Annotated in this window: 19 protein-coding genes; 6 read left to right on the top strand and 13 right to left on the bottom strand. The window is 62.0% G+C overall.

Features of this window, described 5'->3' with window-relative positions; translation table 11 throughout:
* Window position 1 precedes the first annotated feature (1 nt).
* The 4 genes from RAC97_RS17085 to RAC97_RS17070 form a co-directional block, all read right to left on the bottom strand.
* Complete coding sequence (locus tag RAC97_RS17085) at window positions 2–1,333, bottom strand: IS4 family transposase (RefSeq protein ID WP_375100745.1); 1,332 nt, start codon at window positions 1,331–1,333, stop codon at window positions 2–4.
* A gap of 115 nt (window positions 1,334–1,448) precedes the next feature.
* On the bottom strand, window positions 1,449–3,350 hold the full coding sequence (gene cysN, locus RAC97_RS17080) for a sulfate adenylyltransferase subunit CysN (RefSeq protein ID WP_375100744.1): 1,902 nt from the start codon (window positions 3,348–3,350) through the stop codon (window positions 1,449–1,451).
* A 15-nt stretch (window positions 3,351–3,365) separates the two neighbouring features.
* Window positions 3,366–4,283: a sulfate adenylyltransferase subunit CysD gene (gene cysD / locus RAC97_RS17075; RefSeq protein ID WP_375100743.1), complete on the bottom strand. Its 918-nt coding sequence runs from the start codon at window positions 4,281–4,283 to the stop codon at window positions 3,366–3,368.
* Between the two features lie 257 nt (window positions 4,284–4,540).
* Entirely contained in the window at window positions 4,541–5,299 is a 759-nt protein-coding gene (locus RAC97_RS17070) for a Nif3-like dinuclear metal center hexameric protein (protein WP_375100742.1), read from the bottom strand.
* 237 nt (window positions 5,300–5,536) lie between these two features.
* Between RAC97_RS17070 and algW the strand changes: the two genes are divergently transcribed.
* A complete protein-coding gene (gene algW / locus RAC97_RS17065; protein ID WP_375100741.1) occupies window positions 5,537–6,697 on the top strand; it encodes a Do family serine endopeptidase AlgW in 1,161 nt (386 codons plus the stop codon).
* 78 nt (window positions 6,698–6,775) lie between these two features.
* On the opposite strand, the gene RAC97_RS17060 is transcribed toward algW, so the two are convergent.
* The 4 genes from RAC97_RS17060 to RAC97_RS17045 form a co-directional block, all read right to left on the bottom strand.
* Window positions 6,776–7,540, bottom strand: a complete 765-nt coding sequence (locus tag RAC97_RS17060; protein WP_375100740.1) for an amino acid ABC transporter ATP-binding protein — start codon at window positions 7,538–7,540, stop codon at window positions 6,776–6,778.
* 10 nt (window positions 7,541–7,550) lie between these two features.
* Window positions 7,551–8,648, bottom strand: coding sequence for an amino acid ABC transporter permease (locus RAC97_RS17055; protein ID WP_375100739.1), 1,098 nt, complete (start codon window positions 8,646–8,648; stop codon window positions 7,551–7,553).
* Between the two features lie 10 nt (window positions 8,649–8,658).
* Complete coding sequence (locus RAC97_RS17050) at window positions 8,659–9,837, bottom strand: amino acid ABC transporter permease (protein ID WP_375100738.1); 1,179 nt, start codon at window positions 9,835–9,837, stop codon at window positions 8,659–8,661.
* 69 nt (window positions 9,838–9,906) lie between these two features.
* Window positions 9,907–10,935, bottom strand: coding sequence for an amino acid ABC transporter substrate-binding protein (locus RAC97_RS17045; protein ID WP_375100737.1), 1,029 nt, complete (start codon window positions 10,933–10,935; stop codon window positions 9,907–9,909).
* A gap of 337 nt (window positions 10,936–11,272) precedes the next feature.
* Here RAC97_RS17045 and RAC97_RS17040 point away from each other — a divergent pair, with 337 nt between their 5' ends.
* Window positions 11,273–11,929 carry an alpha/beta hydrolase gene (locus RAC97_RS17040; protein WP_375100736.1) on the top strand — a complete coding sequence of 219 codons (657 nt, stop codon included), beginning with the start codon at window positions 11,273–11,275 and terminating at the stop codon, window positions 11,927–11,929.
* A gap of 101 nt (window positions 11,930–12,030) precedes the next feature.
* Window positions 12,031–13,494, top strand: a complete 1,464-nt coding sequence (gene rhlB, locus RAC97_RS17035) for an ATP-dependent RNA helicase RhlB (RefSeq protein ID WP_375100735.1) — start codon at window positions 12,031–12,033, stop codon at window positions 13,492–13,494.
* Window positions 13,495–13,604: 110 nt separating this feature from the next.
* Here rhlB and moaE read toward each other — a convergent pair whose 3' ends face one another.
* From moaE to RAC97_RS17010, 5 genes are all read right to left on the bottom strand, one after another.
* Window positions 13,605–14,051 (bottom strand): molybdopterin synthase catalytic subunit MoaE, encoded by a 447-nt coding sequence (gene moaE, locus RAC97_RS17030; RefSeq protein WP_375100734.1) that lies wholly within the window; start codon window positions 14,049–14,051, stop codon window positions 13,605–13,607.
* A gap of 2 nt (window positions 14,052–14,053) precedes the next feature.
* On the bottom strand, window positions 14,054–14,299 hold the full coding sequence (locus RAC97_RS17025) for a MoaD/ThiS family protein (protein WP_375100733.1): 246 nt from the start codon (window positions 14,297–14,299) through the stop codon (window positions 14,054–14,056).
* Entirely contained in the window at window positions 14,296–14,769 is a 474-nt protein-coding gene (moaC, locus tag RAC97_RS17020) for a cyclic pyranopterin monophosphate synthase MoaC (RefSeq protein WP_375100732.1), read from the bottom strand. The genes RAC97_RS17025 and moaC overlap by 4 nt, the downstream gene beginning before the upstream one ends.
* 117 nt (window positions 14,770–14,886) lie before the next feature.
* Complete coding sequence (locus tag RAC97_RS17015; RefSeq protein ID WP_375100731.1) at window positions 14,887–16,281, bottom strand: PhoH family protein; 1,395 nt, start codon at window positions 16,279–16,281, stop codon at window positions 14,887–14,889.
* A gap of 305 nt (window positions 16,282–16,586) precedes the next feature.
* Window positions 16,587–17,702: a polysaccharide deacetylase family protein gene (locus RAC97_RS17010; RefSeq protein ID WP_375100730.1), complete on the bottom strand. Its 1,116-nt coding sequence runs from the start codon at window positions 17,700–17,702 to the stop codon at window positions 16,587–16,589.
* 122 nt (window positions 17,703–17,824) lie between these two features.
* Between RAC97_RS17010 and yaaA the strand changes: the two genes are divergently transcribed.
* From yaaA to RAC97_RS16995, 3 genes are all read left to right on the top strand, one after another.
* Window positions 17,825–18,604: a peroxide stress protein YaaA gene (gene yaaA / locus RAC97_RS17005; protein ID WP_375100729.1), complete on the top strand. Its 780-nt coding sequence runs from the start codon at window positions 17,825–17,827 to the stop codon at window positions 18,602–18,604.
* Between the two features lie 766 nt (window positions 18,605–19,370).
* Window positions 19,371–20,687 carry a nucleotide sugar dehydrogenase gene (locus RAC97_RS17000; protein WP_375100728.1) on the top strand — a complete coding sequence of 439 codons (1,317 nt, stop codon included), beginning with the start codon at window positions 19,371–19,373 and terminating at the stop codon, window positions 20,685–20,687.
* A gap of 61 nt (window positions 20,688–20,748) precedes the next feature.
* The gene (locus tag RAC97_RS16995) at window positions 20,749–22,230 is read left to right on the top strand and encodes a glycosyltransferase family 2 protein (protein ID WP_375100727.1); all 1,482 of its coding nucleotides are present in this window, start codon (window positions 20,749–20,751) and stop codon (window positions 22,228–22,230) included.
* Window positions 22,231–22,244: the final 14 nt, after the last annotated feature.

Raw genomic sequence — 22,244 nt, 5'->3', positions numbered from 1 at the left:
TTCACTTAAGCGGAGCGGCCTTACGATCCACTGGATACCGGGTTTTGGAAATCTTCACCGTCCTTGGCCTTCCCGGCCTTGGACGGTGATCCAGAAACATCCCTCCGATACCTCCTCGTAGCTCAGCCAACCTTCTGCCTGTTGCCGATACCGGATTGGCCGCCGCCATGACGATCAGTTGCACCGCAATGTACTGGCAGGCGGGTTTGAAGCGTATGTCCGAAGGCGTTCGGCCAAAGGCTATTGCGGCCTGGCTAGCTTCCCGACGGATGATGTTGTAAGCCAGTAAAAGCCCCCAGACCTCTTGGTAAATCAGGTCGACCTTCTTGCTGCGCAGCGTCACGGCATTCTGTTGCATTGAGCTTTTGATGTCCCGGAAGCCCAACTCGATCTCCCAGCGCTCCAGGTACAGCTCTGCGACAGCGCTTGTGCTGTAGCTCTCTGCTGGCAGTGAAGTGAGCAGCGACCTGACTTGCCCTTGGCTTTCATAGCTGACTTCACGCACTTCCCAGTATGGGGGTAGGCTCGGGTTTCGCTTACGTGCCTGAGGCGAGACCTTCATCCGCACGCGGCGATCATGCTCGCCATAGCGCTCGACTTCCTCCATCACCAGATTCTTGCGAGACGGCGTGAGCCAGTGCCGATTGCTTCCCCCATCGGCAACGCTCAGCAGCAAATCAGCCCCCCAAAAGCCTTTGTCGAATAACGTGATCGAATTGTCCGGAATCTGGCCGAGGAAGGTTTCGGCCAAGTGCATCTCACTGCCGCGATAAGGGCTGAGCTGGGCGTCGAGGATCACGTGAGAGCGTACATTCATCAAGGCAACGAGGCGCAGCATCGGAAAAGGTGTTTGCCGTTCGGTACCCGTATTACCAGAGCCAAAATGTTCTCTCAGCTCAGGCGAATCAGGGGTTCGCAGCAATGCGCCATCCACTGCGAACACTTGCAACCCGTTCCAGTCATCACCTTCATATCGCTCGCACCCCCATTGCCTGCCGGTCTGGCGGAACAAGAATTCGACCGGGTCAGCACCCAGTCGTTTACGCGCTTCGGTTACGCCGCTGCGCGCCAGCAACTGATCGGAAGCCAGGCCTTGGGCACAGATATTGAGGCGTCTGGCCACCTCATGCACGGGCTCATCGCGGAACAAGGCCATGCCCAGCACCAGCCAAAGCACCTGATCACTCGGCAGGCGCCGGCGCCGTATGGTGGCTTGCGCAGAAAGATTAAGCGCACTGGCGACCCATTCGATAGGGATGTTCTGGGTGAACGTGCTGAGGTCAGAGAAATTGAAGAGATCACCGAGGTCGAGCAATTGCTGCTGAATGGGCATAAAAAATCCGATACCAGGAGGCTGGTATCGGATTCTCTAGAAAGCCCGGCTTGGACTCAAATGCTTAACTGAACAGCATTACGCCAAAGCGGGGCTTTTTATTTATCGCTGACGCTTAGATCGCGCCACGCTGACGCAGCACATCCAGCACCAGTTTTACACCCTCATCGACGCTGACCGACTGGGTATCGATCACCAGGTCCGCATCCAGCGGCACGTCATAGGGGAAGCTCTCGCCCGGGATGTTGTCGCCACCGGCGGCATACAACCCCTGCGGGTCGCGCTCGCGGCAGGCCAGTGGCGAGGCCTGGACGTATACGGTCACCAAGCGCTCCTTGCCGATCAGCGCCTTGGCCTGTTCGCGGCCTTCGGCATCCGGGGCGACGAAGGCGGCCAGGGTCAGCAGGCCGGCTTCGTTGAACTGGCGCGCCACATGGGCGGCGCGGCGCCAGTTCTCGGTGCGACCGGCGCGGTCCTGCGGCAAGCCCTTGTTCAGGTCGTGGCGCAGGTTCTGGCCGTCGAGCACGTACACCGCACGGCCCATGTCGAACAGCTTGCGTTCCACGGCATAGGCCAGGGTGCTCTTGCCCGCGCCCGACAGGCCGCTGAACAGCACAGTAGCTGGCTGCTGGCCGAAGCGCAGGGCACGTTCCTCGGTGGAAACGTGGGCCAGCTTGCCGTGCTGGCCAGTGCTGCCATGCGGCAGTACCGGCGGGGCGATGATCATGCCGGCGCCCACGGTGCCGTTGGTCAGGCGGTCGATGACGATGAACGCACCGGTGGTGCGGTTGCTGTCGTAGCCGTCCAGGGCGATGGCGGCGTCCAGGGCGACCTTGACCCGGCCGATCTCGTTCAGTTGCAGCGCGCTGGCAGCGCCCTGCTCCAAGGTGTTCACATCGACCTTGTGGGTGATGCTGGCGATCGAGCCCGGCACGTAGCTGGTGGCGCGCTTGATGTCGTATTTCTTGCCTGGGAGCATCGGCTCCTCGGCCATCCACACCAGCATGGCGTCGAACTGGTCGGCCACCTGCGGAACGTTGTCGGCATGCACCAGCAAGTCGCCACGGGAGATGTCGATCTCGTCTTCCATGGTCAGGGTGACCGCCTGGCCGGGGCCGGCGTTTTCCAGCTCGCCTTCGTAGGTGACGATGGACTTGACCCGGCTGCTCTTGCCCGACGGCAGCACCACCACTTCATCGCCCTTGTGCACCACGCCACTGGCGATAGTGCCGGCGAAGCCGCGGAAGTTCAGGTTCGGGCGGTTGACGTATTGCACTGGGAAGCGCAGGTCGGTGACGTTGCGGTCGGCCGACACTTCCACGGTTTCGAGAATTTCCATCAGCGCCGGGCCCGTGTACCACGGCGAACGCTCGCTGCGGTTGACCACGTTGTCGCCCTTGAGCGCCGACATCGGCACGAAGTGCAGGCTCGACGGCTTGAGGCCGATGGCGTCGGCGAACTTCAGGTAGTCGGCCTTGATCGACTCGAAGACCTGCTCGTCGAAGCCCTTGAGGTCCATCTTGTTGATCGCGACGACGATGTGCTTGATGCCCAGCAGCGAGGCGATGTAGCTGTGCCGGCGGGTCTGGGTCTGCACGCCGTAACGGGCGTCGACCAGGATGATCGCCAGATCGCAGGTGGACGCACCGGTGGCCATGTTGCGGGTGTACTGCTCGTGGCCCGGGGTGTCGGCGATGATGAACTTGCGCTTGGCGGTAGAGAAATAGCGGTACGCGACATCAATGGTGATGCCCTGCTCGCGCTCGGCCTGCAGGCCGTCGACCAGCAACGCGAGATCGACTTCCTCGCCTGTGGTACCGACCTTCTTCGAGTCGCGGGTGATGGCCTCGAGGTGGTCCTCGTAGATCATCTTCGAGTCATGCAGCAGGCGCCCGATCAGGGTGCTCTTGCCGTCATCCACGTTGCCGCAAGTGAGGAAACGCAGCAGTTCTTTGCGCTCGTGCTGAGCCAGATAAGCGAGGATGTCTTCGCTGATCAAATCGGATTGGTGCGACATGGAGTAACCCTGAAATTAGAAGTAGCCCTGACGTTTCTTGTCTTCCATGGAGCCTGCGCCATCGTGGTCGATGACCCGGCCCTGACGCTCGGAAGTACGCGTCAGAAGCATTTCCTGGATGATGTCGGTCAGCGTCTCGGCCTCGGACTCGACAGCGCCCGTCAACGGGTAGCAGCCCAGGGTACGGAAACGCACCTTCTTCTTGACGATGCGCGCCTTCTCCTCGTCGCTGAGGTGCTCGAGGATACGCTCGTCGTCGATCATGATCAGGGTGCCGTTCTTCTCGATCACTTCACGCTCGGCAGCGAAGTAAAGCGGCACGATCGGGATGCCTTCGAGGTAGATGTACTGCCAGATGTCCAGCTCGGTCCAGTTCGACAGCGGGAATACGCGGATCGACTCGCCCTTGTTGACCTTGCCGTTGTAGACGTTCCACAGCTCCGGGCGCTGGTTCTTCGGGTCCCAACGGTGCTTGCTGTCGCGGAACGAGTAGACGCGCTCCTTGGCCCGCGACTTCTCTTCGTCGCGGCGCGCGCCACCGAAGGCGGCGTCGAAGCCATGCTTGTCCAGCGCCTGCTTCAGGCCCTGGGTCTTCATGATGTCGGTGTGCTTGGAGCTGCCATGGGTGAAGGGGTTGATACCCTGCGCCACGCCCTCGGGGTTGACGTGGGTAATCAGCTCCAGGCCCATCTCCTCGACCATTTTGTCGCGGAAGCGGTACATCTCCTGGAATTTCCACCGGGTGTCGACATGCATTACCGGAAAGGGCAGCTTGCCCGGGAAGAAGGCCTTGCGCGCCAGGTGCAGCATCACGGCGGAGTCCTTGCCGATCGAGTACAGCATCACCGGGTTGTCGAACTCGGCGGCCACCTCGCGGATGATGTGGATACTCTCCGCCTCCAGCTGTTTCAAGTGCGTCAGTTTGTCGACCATGGCTACTCACGAAAAACGATCTTATGGACGGCCAGCGGGCCGTGTTCGAGCGAGCCACTTTATCACAGCGCCTGATTCTATTTAGGAGCGCCGCTAGATCGAAACGGTCTATGGATATGACTGGGGGTTTGGCCGTGGCAGGCCTGTCGGTAGTGCCTTGTTCGCCGACAAGCCCGCTCCTCCAGGGGTTGCGATGTTTCTGAAAGCGACGCTGCGTTTATAGGCGCGGGCTTGTCCGCGAAGAAGCCCTACCCGAGTCAGATCGGATTCGGGCAATCGATGAACAGATGCTCGACGGCAAAGCGCTTGGCCAGGTAGTCGCCCAGCGCCTGCACACCATAGCGTTCGGTGGCGTGGTGCCCGGCGGCGATGAAGCTCACGCCATTTTCCCGGGCACTGTGGAAGGTCTGTTCGGACGCCTCGCCGCTGATGAACAGGTCGACACCCGCCGCAATGGCATTGTCGATATAGCCCTGCCCCCCGCCGGTGCACCAGCCGACCCGGCGGATCATGCCCTCGCCTTCCACCACCAGGGGCTCACGCCCCATCACCTCGCGCACGCGGCGGGCGAAGTCGCTGGCCGACATCGGCTCGGCCAGCGAACCGACCAGGCCGACCACGCGCGGGTTGTCCGGGTCCAGCGGCCCTTCCACGGTAATGTCCAGCTGGCGCGCCAACTGCACGTTGTTGCCCACCTCAGGGTGCACGTCCAACGGCAAGTGGAAGGCCAGCAGGCTGATGTCGTGCTTGAGCAGGGTCTTGATGCGACGCTGCTTGATGCCGGTGATGCACGGGCTCTCGCCCTTCCAGAAGTAACCGTGATGCACCAGCACCAGGTCGGCTTCGGCTTCCACGGCGGCGTCCAGCAACGCCTGGCTTGCGGTAACGCCAGTGACGATGCGGCTGACCTGCGGACGCCCTTCGACCTGCAGGCCGTTGGGGCAGTAATCCTGGATCTTGGCGCTGGACAAGTAGCGCTCGGCTTCCTCGACCAGGGTGCTCAGGGCAACGGCCATTGAAAATCTCCTCGAATTCGGCACTTACGTGGGCTCAAGGCCCCTATAATGACCGCCATTATGGGCTGTCGCCCGGTTCGGGGGAACCGGCACGACGCCACGCGGACCGCCGACTGGACCTGACGCTTGGGCTTACCCCTTTGTAGCAGACGCTGCTCAGGCACAGGTGTATCATCGCGCGCGATCAGCCCTCGCACCCCGCTGACAGGCCCCCGCCCCACTCCCAGGATTCGTTCGATGCTCAAGGTTCTGCGTTACTTTGCATGGCCCCTGCTTACCGGCGTACTGATCGCCCTGCTGGTGATCCAGCGCTTTCCTGAATGGGTCGGCCTGCCCAGCCAGGACGTCAATCTGCAACAGGCACCGCAGAGCTCGCGAATCGTCCAAGGCCCGGTGTCCTATGCCGATGCGGTGACCCTCGCAGCGCCTGCGGTGGCCAACCTGTACACCACCAAGGTGGTGAACAAGAGCGCCCACCCACTGTTCGAAGACCCACAGTTCCGCCGCTTCTTCGGCGACAACCTGCCCAAGCAGCGGCGCTGGGAGTCGAGCCTGGGGTCGGCGGTGATCATGAGCCCGGAAGGCTACCTGCTGACCAACAACCACGTAACCAGCGGTGCCGACCAGATCGTCGTGGCCCTCAAGGACGGCCGCGAAACCCTGGCTCGGGTGATCGGCAGCGACCCGGAAACCGACCTCGCCGTCCTGAAGATCGACCTGAAGAACCTGCCGGCCATCACCATCGGGCGCTCCGACAATATCCATATCGGCGACGTCGCCCTGGCCATCGGCAACCCGTTCGGCGTCGGCCAGACCGTGACCATGGGCATCATCAGCGCCACTGGGCGCAACCAGCTGGGCCTGAACAACTACGAGGACTTCATCCAGACCGACGCTGCGATCAACCCGGGCAACTCCGGGGGTGCGCTGGTAGATGCCAACGGCAACCTGATCGGCATCAACACCGCGATCTTCTCCAAATCTGGCGGCTCCCAGGGCATCGGCTTCGCGATCCCGGTAAAACTGGCGCTGGAAGTGATGAAGTCGATCGTCGAGCACGGCCAGGTGATTCGCGGCTGGCTGGGCATCGAGGTGCAACCGCTGAGCCAGGAATTGGCCGAGTCGTTTGGTATGCAAGGGCGCCCTGGCATCGTCGTGGCGGGTATCTTCCGCGACGGCCCGGCACAGCGCGCAGGCTTGCAGCTGGGTGACGTGATCATGAGCATCAATGGCGAACCGGCCGGCGATGGCCGCCGCTCGATGAACCAGGTGGCGCGCATCAAGCCCACCGAGAAGGTGGCGATCGAGGTGATGCGCAACGGGAAGCAACTGAAGCTGGTTGCCGAAGTGGGGCTGCGGCCTCCACCTGCGCCGGTAACCAACAAAGAAGAGAAGTAGACCGAACGCATTGGGGCTGCGCTGCAGCCCATTCGCGGCAGTTCGGCGCGAATGGGCCGCAGCGCGGCCCCAATTGCATCAATGCAGGATCTGACTCAGGAACAGCTTGGTGCGGTCGCTTTGCGGACGGTCGAAGAAGTCGTCCGGCGAGGCTTGCTCGACGATCTCGCCCTTGTCCATGAAGATCACCCGGTTCGCCACGGTGCGGGCGAAGCCCATCTCGTGGGTCACGCAGAGCATGGTCATGCCGTCTTCGGCCAGGCTGACCATGGTGTCGAGCACTTCCTTCACCATTTCCGGGTCCAGCGCCGAGGTCGGCTCGTCGAACAGCATGATCTTCGGCTTCATGCACAGCGCACGGGCAATCGCCACACGCTGTTGCTGACCGCCAGAGAGCTGGCCTGGGTACTTGTGCGCCTGCTCGGGAATACGCACGCGCTCCAGGAAGTGCATGGCGATTTCCTCGGCCTTGCGCTTGGGCATCTTGCGTACCCACATCGGGGCCAGGGTGCAGTTTTCCAGGATGGTCAGGTGCGGGAACAGGTTGAAGTGCTGGAACACCATGCCCACTTCGCGGCGGATCGCCTCGATCTGCTTGAGGTCGTTGGTCAGTTCCACGCCATCGACCACGATACGCCCTTGCTGGTGCTCTTCCAGGCGGTTCAGGCAACGGATGGTGGTGGACTTGCCCGAGCCGGACGGCCCGCACAGCACGATGCGCTCGCCCTGGCGCACGTTCAGGTTGATGTCCTTGAGCACGTGGAACTGGCCGTACCACTTGTTGACGCCCTGCATCTGGATGATGCCTTCGGGGCCTGCAGGCTGCTTGATCGCTTCACTCATTTCGAAACTCCTAACGCTTGTGGCCAGTGTCCAGCTTGCGCTCCAGGTGCATGGAGTAGCGGGACATACCGAAACAGAAAATCCAGAACACCAGGGCCGCGAACACATAGCCCTCGGTCGCCATGCCCAGCCAGGCCGGGTCGGCGGCGGCTTGCTTGACGCTGTTGAGCAGGTCGAACAGGCCGATGATGATCACCAGGCTGGTGTCCTTGAACAGCGCGATGAAGGTGTTGACGATGCCGGGAATCACCATCTTCAACGCCTGGGGCAGGATCACCAGGCCCATCGAGCGCCAGTAGCCCAGGCCCATGGCCGCAGCGGCTTCGTACTGGCCCTTGGGAATGGCTTGCAGACCACCACGCACCACCTCGGCGATATACGCCGACTGGAACAGGATCACGCCGATCATCGCCCGCAGCAGCTTGTCGAAGCTCATGCCTTCAGGCAGGAACAGCGGCAGCATTACCGAAGACATGAACAGCACGGTGATCAGCGGCACGCCGCGCCAGAACTCGATGAAGGTCACGCAGACCACCTTCACAGCCGGCATGTTCGAACGCCGCCCCAGCGCCAGCAGGATGCCCAGCGGCAAGGCGCCGACGATACCCACGGTGGCGATCACCAGGGTCAGCATCAGGCCGCCCCACTGGCTGGTCGGCACGGTCGTCAGACCGAAGTGGCCGCCATGCAGCAGGGTGTAGGCCAGGATCGGGTACAGCACCAGGAAGCCCAGGCCGTATACCGCCTTGCGCGGGAAGCGGTTGATGAACAGCGGTGCTGCGCCGAGCACGGCCAGCCACACGGTCAGGTCAACGCGCCAGCGCAGTTCGGTTGGGTAATAGCCGTACATGAACTGACCGAAACGCTGCTGCACGAACACCCAGCAGGCGCCTTCCTTGGTGCAGTCGGACAGGGTGGTGCCGCTCCAGTTGGCATCGATGATCGACCACTGCAACAGCGGCGGCAGAATCAGCCACACCAGGTACACGGCGAACAGCGTCAGCAGGGTGTTGAGCCAGCTGGAGAACAGGTTCGCCCGCATCCAGGCGAGTACGCCAACGGTCTTCACCGGTGGCGGCATGTCGGGTTTGAAAACATGGGACGTCATGCGCGTATCCTCACCGCTCGATCAGCGCGATGCGCTTGTTGTACCAGTTCATCAGCAGGGAAATGCTGATGCTGATAGCGAGATAAACACTCATGGTGATCGCGATCACCTCGATGGCCTGGCCGGTCTGGTTGAGCACGGTACCGGCGAACAGCGAGACCATCTCCGGGTAGCCGATACCGGCTGCCAGGGAGGAGTTCTTCGCCAGGTTCAGGTACTGGCTGGTCAGCGGCGGGATGATTACCCGCAGGGCCTGGGGAATGATCACCTTGCGCAGGGTCGGGCCCTCGCGCAGGCCCAGCGAACGGGCCGCTTCGGTCTGGCCGTGGCTGACGGACTTGATGCCGGAACGCACGATTTCGGCGATGAACGCCGCGGTGTAGATGGTCAGCGCCAGGGTCAGGGCCAGCAGCTCGGGAATCAGCACCCAGCCACCGACGAAGTTGAAGCCCTTGAGCTCAGGCACCGTCCAATGCACAGGGCTGCCGAACAGCAACGCGCATACGCCAGGAATACCGATGAACATGGCAAGGCCGACCCAGAACTTGTGGAACGGCACGCCGGTTTCATCGAAGCGCTTGTTGGCATAGCGCACCATCAGCGCGATGCCGACGATCGCCAGGACCAAGGCCACCACGAACGGCCAGAAGCCCTCGGCAGCGGTTGCGCCAGGCATGTTCAGGCCACGGTTGCTGATGAAGAACGTGTCGTCGATGTTGATGCTGCCGCGTGGTCCGGGCAACGTCAGGAACACCGCGAAGTACCAGAAGAGAATTTGCAGCAGCGGCGGAATGTTGCGGAACACTTCCACATACACCGTCGCCAGCTTGTTGATCATCCAGTTGGACGACAGCCGGGCCACACCGATGATGAAGCCGAGCAGGGTTGCCAGGACGATACCGATGAAGGTCACCAGCAAGGTATTGAGCAAGCCGATGACGAACACTCGCGCATAGCTGTCCGATTCCACATAGGGAATCAGGTGCTGGGCGATACCGAAGCCTGCGCTGCGCTCGAGGAAGTCGAAGCCGGAGGTGATGCCTCGATGTTGCAGGTTGGTCTGGGTGTTATGGAACAGGTACCAGCCCAGACCGACCACGAACACCACCGTGATGATCTGGAACAACCACGCGCGCACACGTGGATCGCTCAGGGAAAACCCCTTACGTGCGCCGATTTGATTTTGCATGAAATGCCCCGGAAAAAAAGGGAGTGGAACGACCTGCGGCGGCCGGATGCCGCCGCAGGGGTGCAGCTATCAGCGCACTGGAGGTGCGTACTGGATGCCGCCGTTGTTCCACAGGGCGTTCAGGCCACGGTCGATCTGCAGCGGAGTGCTCTTGCCGAGGTTGCGCTCGAACATCTCGCCGTAGTTACCGACCTGCTTGACGATCTGTACCACCCAGTCCTTCGGCAGTTTCAGGTCCTTGCCGTATTCGCCGTCAGCGCCCAGCAGGCGAGCGTTGTCCGGGTTCTTGGTGGACTTGGCTTCGGCCTCGACGTTCTTCGAGGTGATGCCGGCCTCCTCGGCGTTCAGCATGGCGAACAGGGTCCACTTGACGATGGCGAACCATTCTTCGTCACCCTTGCGAACCACTGGGCCCAGGGGCTCCTTGGAGATGGTTTCCGGCAGTACGACGTAGTCGGTCGGCGCGGCCAGCTTGGAGCGCTGGGCGAACAGCTGCGACTTGTCCGAGGTCAGCACGTCGCAACGGCCCGATTCCAGCGACTTGGCGCTCTCGTCGGAGGTGTCGAAGGTGATCGGGGTGTACTTCAGGCCATTGGCACGGAAGTAGTCGGAAACGTTCAGCTCGGTGGTGGTACCGGCCTGGATGCACACGGTGGCGCCGTCCAGTTCCTTGGCGCTGGCAACGCCCAGCTTCTTGTTGACCAGGAAACCGATGCCGTCGTAGTAGGTGACGCCGGCAAATACCAGGCCCATGCCCGAGTCACGGGAGCTGGTCCAGGTGGTATTGCGCGACAGCACGTCGACTTCGCCCGATTGCAGCGCAGTGAAGCGCTCCTTGGCGTTCAGCTGGCTGAACTTGACCTTGGAGGCATCGCCGAAGACGGCAGCTGCGACCGCACGGCAAACGTCAGCGTCGATACCGACGATGGTGCCCTTGGCATCCGGAACCGAGAAGCCCGGCAGGCCATCACTCACGCCGCACTGTACGAAGCCTTTCTTCTGCACCGCGTCGAGGGTGGCACCGGCTTGCGCGGCACCGACGGTGCCCAGGGCGGCGGCAGCGGTCAGAGCCGCCAGAGTGGTTTTCAACATCTTCATCTACAACCTCCAAATCGCTCTTGTTGTACCGAGCCGGAATTGCACCGCACCCTTATGAGGCGCATCCGACCCTTGTTGGCTTGTTTTTGGGTCAATTGGCGCAATGAGCTGTTCTATGACAGCCTGACTATCAGCAGAGGGGTGTTACCGTTAAGGAATCTTCCCGTCGCTTGGCAGGACATATAGCAATCCGCGTACCACAGTGGCCTGATTAAGCGTTAAAGCATTCGTCAAGTAGGTAAAGTTGCAGCGTTGCGACATCTTCTTGTGACATCACCCTGCTATCGCCTTTTTTTGATGCGCACCGTTGGCGCGCACGCACACTTTCGGAGCAGTCATGACCAATCCGCTGATTCTTGAGCCCCAGAACACCGCCGACGCCTGTGTGATCTGGTTGCATGGCCTGGGTGCCGACCGTTACGACTTCCTGCCGGTGGCCGAATTCATGCAGGAGCGCCTGCCCAGTACCCGTTTCGTGATGCCACAGGCCCCCACCCGTGCGGTAACGATCAATGGCGGCTATGCGATGCCCAGTTGGTACGACATCAAGGCCATGACCCCGGCCCGGGCCATCGACGAGGCTCAACTGGAGGAGTCGGCAGACCAGGTCATCGGCCTGATAAAGGCGGAACAGGCCAAGGGCATCAGCCTGTCGCGGGTCATCCTGGCCGGTTTCTCCCAGGGCGGGGCAGTGGTACTGCACACCGCCTATATAAAGTGGCAGGAAGCACTGGGCGGGGTGATCGCCCTGTCGACCTACGCCCCGACCTTCAGCGGCAGCCATCAGCTCAGCGCTTGCCAGCAGCGCACCCCGGCACTGTGCCTGCATGGCGTGCACGACCCGGTGGTGATCCCCTCGATGGGCCGCACCGCCTTTGAGCACCTCAATACCTGGGGTGTTGCCGCACGCTGGCACGAGTACCCAATGGAACACGAAGTGGTGGTGGAAGAGCTGAGCGACATACACAACTGGCTGAGCAAGCAACTGCAATAAGCAAAGCCTGCTTGTAGTTGTCGGCGCTTTCCGCTACGCCGCGCCTGAATCTTGCATTACACTGCCCGGCGTACATTCCTTAACCAGTTGACGAGACGATCGTGCTCAAGGCACTCAAGAAAATATTCGGCAAGGGAGACGCCGCGACTCAGGCCGTCGAGCCCGCCACCTCCGTGATTGCGCCCACGCAGGCTCCGCAGCCAGCGCCTTCCAAGCCCAGACCGCCACGCAAGCCCAGGCATGATGCCGGCGCGCAGGCCGAGCAGCCGCCCCAGGCCCAGCCACGTAGCGAACAGCCGCCGCGGGACAAACCGCGTCGCGCCCCCAAACCCAAGCCCCAGGCCAGCCTGTGGAAGCCCGAAGACTTCGTGGTCGAGCCCCAGGAAGGCAAGGCCCGCTTCCACGACTTCAAGCTCTCCAACGAGCTGATGCACGCCATCCACGACCTTGGCTTCCCCTACTGCACGCCGATCCAGGCCCAGGTGCTGGGCTACACCCTGCGTGGCCAGGATGCCATCGGCCGGGCCCAGACCGGCACCGGCAAGACCGCCGCATTCCTGATCTCGATCATTTCCCAGTTGCAGCAGGTACCGCCGCCCAAGGAGCGCTACATGGGCGAGCCGCGGGCACTGATCATCGCCCCCACCCGCGAGCTGGTGGTGCAGATCGCCAAGGACGCGGCGGCCCTGACCAAGTACAGCGGCCTGAACGTGATGACCTTCGTCGGCGGCATGGACTTCGACAAGCAGCTCAAGGCCCTGGAGTCGCGGCACTGCGACATCCTGGTGGCCACCCCGGGCCGCCTGCTGGATTTCCACCAGCGTGGCGAAGTGCACCTGGACATGGTCGAGGTGATGGTGCTGGACGAAGCCGACCGCATGCTCGACATGGGCTTCATCCCCCAGGTACGTCAGATCATCCGCCAGACCCCACCCAAGAGCGAGCGCCAGACCCTGCTGTTCTCGGCCACTTTCACCGACGACGTGATGAACCTGGCCAAGCAGTGGACCACCAACCCGGCTATCGTCGAGATCGAGCCGGAGAACGTGGCCAGCGAAACGGTCGAGCAGCACGTGTATGCGGTGGCCGGCAGCGACAAGTACAAGCTGCTGTACAACCTGGTGACCCAGAACAAGTGGGAACGGGTAATGGTGTTCGCCAACCGCAAGGACGAAGTACGGCGCATCGAGGAAAAACTGGTACGTGATGGCATCAACGCCGCGCAGCTGTCGGGCGACGTGCCGCAGCACAAGCGCATTCGTACCCTGGAAAACTTCCGCGAAGGGCGCATTACCGTGCTGGTAGCCACCGACGTGGCTGGCCGCGGCATTCACATCGACGGCATCAGCCATGTGATCAACTTCACCCTGCCGGAAGATCCGGACGACTACGTACACCGCATCGGCCGCACCGGACGGGCCGGCACTAGCGGCGTGTCGATCAGCTTTGCAGGTGAGGACGACTCCTACCAGTTGCCCGCGATCGAGGAACTGCTGGGGCGCAAGATCAAGTGCGAGATGCCACCGGACGAGCTGCTGAAGCCGGTGCCGCGCAAGCATCATTGATAGGCGGTGAAGCCATCGCGGGCAAGCGCGCTCCTCCAGGCACAGTGCGATACCTGTAGGGGCGGGCTTGCCCGCGAACCGGTGCGAAACACCGGCCATCAAACAAAGGCCTACCAGCGCCCCGCCGCATCCTGGTCACTCTGCCTGCCTTCCACCCAGCGCGGCCCCGCCTCGGTGCTCTCCTTCTTCCAGAACGGCGCCCGGGTCTTCAGGTAATCCATGATGAAATTGCAGGCATCGAACGCCGCCTGCCGATGCGCGCTGGCCACGCCGACGAACACGATCGGCTCCCCCGGCTCCAGTGCACCAATACGATGCAGCACCTCGACCTTGAGCAACGGCCAACGCTGCTCGGCCTCGACCACGATCTTGGCCAGGGCCTTTTCGGTCATGCCCGGGTAGTGCTCCAGAAACATTCCCGCCACCTCGCGGCCATCGTTGAAGTCGCGCACATAACCGACGAAGCCGACCACCGCGCCTACTCCAACGTTGGCGGCATGCATGGCATTGACCTCAAGACCTGGGTCGAACGCCTGCTGCTGAACGCGCACGCCCATGCTCAACCTCCGGTAACCGGCGGGAAGAACGCCACTTCGTCGCCCTCAGCCAGCGGCTCGTCGAGGCGGCACAGGTCCTGGTTACGCGCGCACATCAGGTTCTGCTCGGCCAGGAATCCGTAGGCCTCGCCCTTGGCCAGCAACGCCTGGCGCACGTCGTCGAGCGTCGCGAACGCACCTTCCAGCGCTTCGCCATCACGCTCCAGCAGCTCCCGGTAACGGGCGAAATACACGACCTGGACCTTCATGGCGCCACCGCCTTGAAGTCGCCGCTCTTGCCACCCGTCTTCTCCAGCAGGCGCACCTGCTCGATCACCATGCCCTTGTCGACCGCCTTGCACATGTCGTAGATCGTCAGCGCCGCGACGCTGGCGGCCGTCAGTGCTTCCATTTCCACGCCGGTCTGCCCGGCCAGCTTGCAGCGGGCGACGATATGCACCAGGTCCTCGCCCTCGCCGGCCAGCTCCACCTTGACGCTGGTGAGCATCAGCGGGTGGCACAGCGGGATCAGGTCGCTGGTCTTCTTGGCAGCCTGGATACCGGCGATACGCGCCACCGCGAACACGTCGCCCTTGGGGTGTTCGCCGTCGACGATCATGCGCAAGGTCTGCGGCAACATGCGCACCCGCGCCTCGGCCACCGCTTCGCGCGCGGTCACGGCCTTTTCAGTGACGTCGACCATGTTGGCGCGCCCCTGGGAATCGAGATGAGTCAGCACTGCTTTGCTCCTGGGTAGGGAGCTGTGAGTGTAAACCTGGTGGTCAGCTTTCCGTAGGGAAAAAACCGTCATGCGCCTGCAAAGAGGCCGGGCGGCGTGCCGCCCGGCCATGAAGGGCTACATATGCGACTCGGCGTACTCGGCCAGCACCGAGCGCGGCACACCCTGCAGGGTGATATGCACGCCGTGGGGAAAGTCCTTGAAGCGCTCGGTAAGGTAGGTAAGGCCCGAGCTGGTCGCGGACAGGTAAGGGGTGTCGATCTGCGCCAGGTTGCCCAGGCAGACCACCTTGGAACCGGAACCTGCACGGGTGATGATGGTTTTCATCTGGTGCGGGGTGAGGTTCTGGCATTCGTCGATCAGGATCAGGCTCTGCTGGAAGCTGCGACCGCGGATGTAGTTCAGCGACTTGAACTGCAACGGCACGCGTTCAAGGATGTACTCGACACTGCCATGGGTGCTTTCGTCATCCATGTGCAAGGCTTCGAGGTTGTCGGTGATAGCGCCCAGCCAGGGCTCCATTTTCTCCGCCTCGGTGCCCGGCAGGAAGCCGATCTCCTGGTCCAGCCCCTGCACGCTGCGGGTGGCGATGATGCGCCGGTAGCGCTTGCTGACCATGGTCTGCTCGATAGCCGCAGCCAGCGCCAGGATGGTCTTGCCCGAGCCGGCCGCGCCGGTCAGGTTGACCAGGTGGATGTCCGGGTCGAGCAGCGCGAACAGTGCCAGGCTCTGGTGGATGTCACGGGGTTTCAGGCCCCAGGCCTCCTGGTGCAGCAACGGCTCCTGGTGCAGGTCGAGCAGCAGCAGTTCGTGCTCGCGCACGCCCTTGACCCAACCGACGAAGCCTTGCTCATCGATGATGAACTCATTGATGTGTACCGCCGGCAGGTTGTCGCTCAGTTGCACCCGATGCCAGGTACGGCCACGCTCCTGACGGGTGTCGACCTTGCTCACGCGGTCCCAGAAGGAGCCGGTGACCGAGTGGTAGCCCTTGGAAAGCAGGGAGACGTCATCGACCAGCTGGTCGGTGCTGTAGTCCTCGGCGGCAATCCCGCAGGCCCGCGCCTTCAGGCGCATGTTGATGTCCTTGGTGACCAGCACGACATCCAGGTCGGCCCGCCTGGCGCGCAGTTCAAGCAACTGGTTGATGATGATGTTGTCGTTGAGGTCTTCCGGCAGCAGCCGGTTGGGTTCGTTGCGCGGGCTCATCAGGATGGACAGGAAGCCCTTGGGCCCGCTCTTGCCACGCTGGATCGGCACACCCTGTTCGACATCCTGGGGCGAGGCATCGCCCAGGGTCTGGTCGATCAGGCGGATGGCCTGGCGACATTCGGCAGCGATGGTGTGTTTACCGGTCTTGAGCTTGTCGAGTTCCTCCAGCACCGTCATCGGTATGGCGACGTGGTGCTCCTCGAAGTTGAGCAAAGCGTTGGGGTCGTGAATCAGGACGTTGGTATCGAGCACATACAGGATTGGCTGGTTGGAGGAAGGGTTGCGTCCTTGGTCATCCATACTCGGGCACCTTGTGTGAAAGCTACACGGCGCGTACCGCTGCACCGCAGAGTGACCGCCGTTCTCCCCGTATCCGCGTCGTTACGGGCGGGGAGCGCACCTGGCAAGGAGGGCCTGGATGACGCCACCTGTGCTGCAGGAATCGGCTGTCTGGCTTCTTCATACCGCAAAAAGCATGACGGAAAAAAGACTTTTTACGCTCAGGTGAAGTTTATTTTGCCGAATGACGAAACCCTCTTGGCGAGGGGGTGACAGGGGTCTACAGTCAGTGGTGGACCCCGGCTTTTCCCCACCTCCGCCGTGCCCTACAAGCGGGCGCGCGCATATTCCTGGCAATCCTCCCAGCCAATACCACTCTGCCCGGTGTGCTGCAACAGCCACTCCAGCGCCGGCTGCGCCTTGGGCAGGCCATCGTGGAACTGGATCACCCCCTTGCGCCACAGCAGCATCAGGGTCAGGACGCGCTGAGCCGATTGCTCGGCAATGAGCGTACCGTCGTCCTCGGCATCTATATCCCACAGCGAAACCTGCAACCCTTGTGCGGCCATGAAGGCCTCGCCGTCCGCACGGCGCTGGCCATAGGGAGGACGGAACAGCGGCACGTACTGCTCAGGCAACAGCGCCTGCACCTGCGCCTGGCTGCGCCGCAGCGAATCCTGCCAGCCCTGCCACTGGGCATGGGAGCGGTACTCCCAGCCCTGGATACCCACGCACTGCCCGCCATACAGCGCATCCACCGGCCCTGCATCGCGGCGCTGCTGCAGGCGCGTGCCCAGCACGAAAAAGGTGCCGGCGAGCTTCTGCCTGCGCAGGTACTCGGCCAACGCGTCGGAACTGGCAGCCGAAGGGCCGCCGACAAAGGTCAGCAGGAACATCCGGTCGTTCAACTCGTCGCCATTGCGCTCGCGCGACGACAAGCGCTCCACCTCGCTGCTGGTCTGTGGAAACAGCGCCGCCTTGCGCAACTGCTCATTGAGATAACGCACATGGAACTGGTGGCTAGGCTCGATCCAACCGGTGTAGAACGTGCCGACATCTGATGCAAACGTGGCGGCTTTTGTCCGCAAATCCGCCATCGACTCCAGCGGATAGCAGAACGAGGCGTCCTGCTCGCAACTGCGCTGCGCCTGCTGGTAACCCTCCCACAACCGCTGCCACATGCGGGCGCGAACGGCGCGAATCATCGACAGGTTGATCGAGCGTAACTGGAGGCGCGCCGTCAAGGCCTGCTGGTCGAGCATTTCACTTTCGTGCAATACCTGGGCGAACGACAGAATCTCTGCCCGCGACGCCACATCGAACAACGCCGGGCTGTCGAGCTGCTCAGGCCAGTGGCTGCGGTCGAGACTGGCAATGGCGGGTGGAGCGGCCTGGGCGGCCAGGCTGAACAGGCCGCCGAGCAGGGCAAGGGCGATGCGCACGTTGGGTTCTCCGGATGGGCTGACGCGCACTATAGCCGATGGTTTATGGCTATCGTCGGCATAGTTTGGCCTTGACCCGCGCGCCCCGTAGAATCCCCCCTACGAATCCAGGAGCCGACCCGATGCTGACGGTGATTTCCCCCGCCAAGACCCTCGACTACGACACCCCGCCGGTAACCCCGCGTTTCACTTTGCCTCAATACCTGGACGACTCGCAGGTACTGATTACCCAACTGCGCGAGATGTCGCCCGCGCAGATCGCCGAGCTGATGCACCTGTCCGACAAGCTCGCCGGCCTCAATGCTGCGCGCTTCGGCAGCTGGACGCCGGACTTCACCCCAGCCAACGCCAAGCAGGCGCTGCTGGCGTTCAAGGGCGACGTGTACACAGGCCTCGACGCCCAGAGCCTGGGTGAAGATGACTTCAGTTACGCGCAAGCGCACCTGCGCATGCTCTCGGGCCTGTACGGCCTCTTGCGCCCGCTGGACCTGATGCAGCCCTACCGCCTGGAAATGGGCACCAAGCTGGCCAATGCCCGGGGCAAGGACCTGTACGCCTTCTGGGGTACGCGCATCAGCGAATGGCTGAACCAGGCCCTGGCCGACCAGGGTGACGATGTGCTGCTGAACCTGGCCAGCAACGAATACTTCAGCGCCGTGAAGAAAAGTGCGTTGAAGGCCCGGGTGATCGATGTCGACTTCAAGGACCAGAAGAACGGCCAGTACAAGATCATCAGCTTCTACGCCAAGAAAGCCCGCGGGCTGATGAGCCGCTTCGTGATCCAGGAGCGCATCGCGGACCCCGCGCGCCTAAAGCAGTTCGATGTGCAGGGCTATTACTACAGCCCGGAACAGTCCAAGCCGGATCACTTGGTATTTCTGCGCGACCATCCTGTCGACTGAGCCTTCCCGCCAAATTCCCCCCTTGCAGGAGCGGGCAAGTCCGCTCCTGCCACCCCCGCAAAAAGTCAAAATTACGACGCCAACAATTCGTCGAAGCTACCGTTATCGCAAAACGCCATAAGACCGTTCGTAGTTTTTTGACGAATCTTGAAAAAATTTTTTGCATGATGGCACAAAAATATCGCCGGACTTTTCCGTCCTTTATCCATCGGGTCGAAACCACCCAGTGCCATCAAATTGAAAGTATTTCGGACTGAAAAAATATTTAGAAAAGTTTCATCCCCGCCGAACTCGGCCAGGAACTTCTGCTAGCGGCCATCGCTCATAGCACCCGTAACGATTCTTGAATGTGCGACGTACGAGATGACTTACAGATGACAACAGGCAGGTATCCACCGCCTGCCAGTTAAACTTCGACAGCCACTTCGGCAACCCCGAACGGCCTGTCCATGAAGGAGAGACGCGCCCCCTAAATATCGTCCTAGTGGTTGATTTCAAAGGGTTTATCCAATTGAAAGAACAAGCACAGCAACACGCCAAGTAGCGTGATGCATTAAAGACGGCTGCATTTCAGGGCACGCCTTTTAATTATTGGTTTTTGACTGCCATCTTTGAGAGCACAACTTTGTGCGCTCCGGATTCGCTCATGCCTGCGCTCGGTGAAGTGTGCATTCGCCATGGCACCGTGCGCCCAAAAACAGCTGGTAAATCAACCCGGTCCGGTTCTTCGGAAGAACCGGCGTGATAAACACACGAGGTGAATGCGATGCGTATCAGCATCTTTGGTTTGGGTTATGTCGGTGCAGTCTGTGCAGGTTGCCTGTCGGCACGAGGCCATGAAGTGATTGGTGTGGATGTGTCCACCACCAAGATCGACCTGATCAACCAGGGCAAGTCGCCCATCGTCGAACCCGGCCTCGAAGCGCTGCTGCAACAGGGCATCGCCAATGGCCGCCTGCGTGGCACCACCGACTTCGCCGAGGCCATCCGCGCCAGCGACGTGTCGATGATCTGCGTCGGCACCCCAAGCAAGAAGAATGGCGACCTGGGTCTTGAGTACATCGAATCGGTGTGCCGCGAAATCGGCTACGTCCTGCGCGACACCGACCGCCGTCACACCATCGTGGTGCGCAGCACCGTACTGCCGGGCACCGTGAAGAACGTGGTGATCCCGATCCTCGAGGACTGCTCGGGCAAGAAGGCCGGCGTCGACTTCGGCGTAGCGGTCAACCCCGAGTTCCTGCGCGAAAGCACCGCGATCAAGGACTACGACCACCCGCCGATGACCGTCATCGGTGAACTGGACACCGCCAGCGGCGACGTGCTGCAAGCGATCTACGAAGAACTCGACGCGCCAGTGATCCGCAAGCCGGTCGAAGTGGCCGAGATGATCAAGTACACCTGCAACGTGTGGCACGCCACCAAGGTGACCTTCGCCAACGAGATCGGCAACATCGCCAAGGCCGTCGGCGTCGATGGCCGCGAAGTGATGGACGTGGTCTGCCAGGACAAGGTGCTGAACCTGTCGCAGTACTACATGCGCCCAGGCTTCGCCTTCGGCGGCTCGTGCCTGCCCAAGGACGTGCGCGCCCTCACCTACCGCGCTGCCAGCCTCGACGTGAAGGCACCGCTGCTCGACTCGCTGATGCGCAGCAACGAATCGCAGGTGCAGAACGCCTTCGACATCATCGAAGGCCACGAGAAGCGCAAGGTCGCGCTGCTCGGCCTGTCGTTCAAGGCCGGTACCGACGACCTGCGTGAAAGCCCACTGGTGGAACTGGCCGAACGCCTGATCGGCAAGGGCTACCAGTTGGAGATCTACGACCAGAACGTGGAGTACGCCCGCGTACACGGCGCCAACAAGGACTACATCGAGTCGAAGATCCCCCACGTCTCATCCTTGCTCAGCGCCGACTTCCACCAGGTGGTCGACAACGCCGAGATCATCGTCCTGGGCAACCGCGACGAGCAGTTCCGCGCCCTCGCCCAACAGGCACCGGACGGCAAGCAGGTGATCGACCTGGTCGGCTTCATGAGCAAGCCCACCAGCACCACCAGCCGCACCGAAGGCATCTGCTGGTAAGCCAGCCTGACGCGGGGCCGCACGGCCCCGCACTTTCTGATTCTTGCGACGGATGCTGAACATGCAAAGGCTCCAGACAGTGCTGTTGCAGTGCGCCGGTTGGCTGCTCTACATGAGCCTGCTCATGCTGATCGCCCTGGCCCTGCCCAGCGACATCTTCGACTCGCAGTCGAAGCACTTCATTTTCCTGGTCGGTGCTGTCGGCATATGGCGCTACTCCATGGGCGCCACCCATTTCATCCGCGGCATGATCTTCCTGTACGGCGTGTACCCCTACCTGCGCAACAAGGTGCGCAAGCTGGGCAAGGCGGCAGACCCGTCGCACGTGTACCTGATGGTCACCAGCTTTCGCATCGAAGCGCTGACCACCGCCCAGGTGTACAGCTCGGTGATCCGCGAGGCGATTGCCTGCGGCTACCCCACCACCGTGGTCTGCTCGCTGGTGGAAATGTCCGACGAGCTACTGGTGAAAAGCCTGTGGGCCAAGTACAACCCGCCCGACCACGTCACCCTGGACATCGTGCGCATCGCCGGCACCGGCAAGCGCGACGGCCTGGCCTATGGTTTCCGCGCCATTTCGCGGATGCTGCCGGACGAGGATGCCGTTGTGGCGGTGATCGACGGCGACACCGTGCTCGGCGAAGGCGTGGTCCGCAAGACCGTGCCGTGGTTCAAGCTCTACCCCAATGTCGGTGGCCTGACCACCAACGAATTCTGCGAAGTGCGCGGCGGCTACGTGATGAGCGAGTGGCACAAGCTGCGCTTCGCGCAGCGCCACATCAACATGTGCTCCATGGCCCTGTCCAAGCGCGTGCTGACCATGACCGGGCGCATGTCGATGTTCCGCGCCAGCGTGGTAACCAACCCCGAGTTCATCGCCGACGTGGAAAGCGACTCGCTGATGCACTGGCGCCTGGGCCGCTTCAAGTTCCTTACCGGTGACGACAAGTCCAGCTGGTTCAGCCTGATGCGCCTGGGCTACGACACCTTCTACGTGCCCGATGCCGCGATCAACACGGTCGAGCACCCGCCGGAGAAGAGCTTCGTCAAGGCCAGCCGCAAGCTGATGTACCGCTGGTACGGCAACAACCTGCGGCAGAACTCTCGGGCCCTGGGGCTGGGCATCAAGCGCCTGGGCCTGTTCACCAGCATCGTGCTGCTCGACCAGCGCGTGTCGATGTGGACCAGCCTGCTGGGCCTCACCGTGGCAATGATCGCCAGCTTCAAGTTCGGCCTGGGCTTCCTGCTCGCCTACCTGCTGTGGATCGGCATCACCCGCCTGATCCTGACCATCATGCTGTTGTGCTCCGGACACAGCGTCGGCCCTGCCTACCCGCTGATTCTCTATTACAACCAGATCGTCGGCGCGCTGATGAAGATCTACGTCTTCTTCCGCCTCGACAAACAGTCCTGGACCCGCCAGCCCACTGCCCTCAAACGCGACCTCGCAAGCTTTCAACAATGGTTCAACACCTGGTCCTCGCGGACCATGACCTTCTCGGCCGCCAGCATCTTCGTGGCTGTGCTGTTCATGGTCGTTTGAGCCCAACCCGGAAC

Source organism: Pseudomonas sp. LS_2 (assembly GCF_042709235.1).
In the GTDB taxonomy this organism is placed as follows: domain Bacteria; phylum Pseudomonadota; class Gammaproteobacteria; order Pseudomonadales; family Pseudomonadaceae; genus Aquipseudomonas.
Note: the sequence above shows the minus strand (reverse complement) of the source record. Positions and strands in the feature narration are given on the sequence as shown.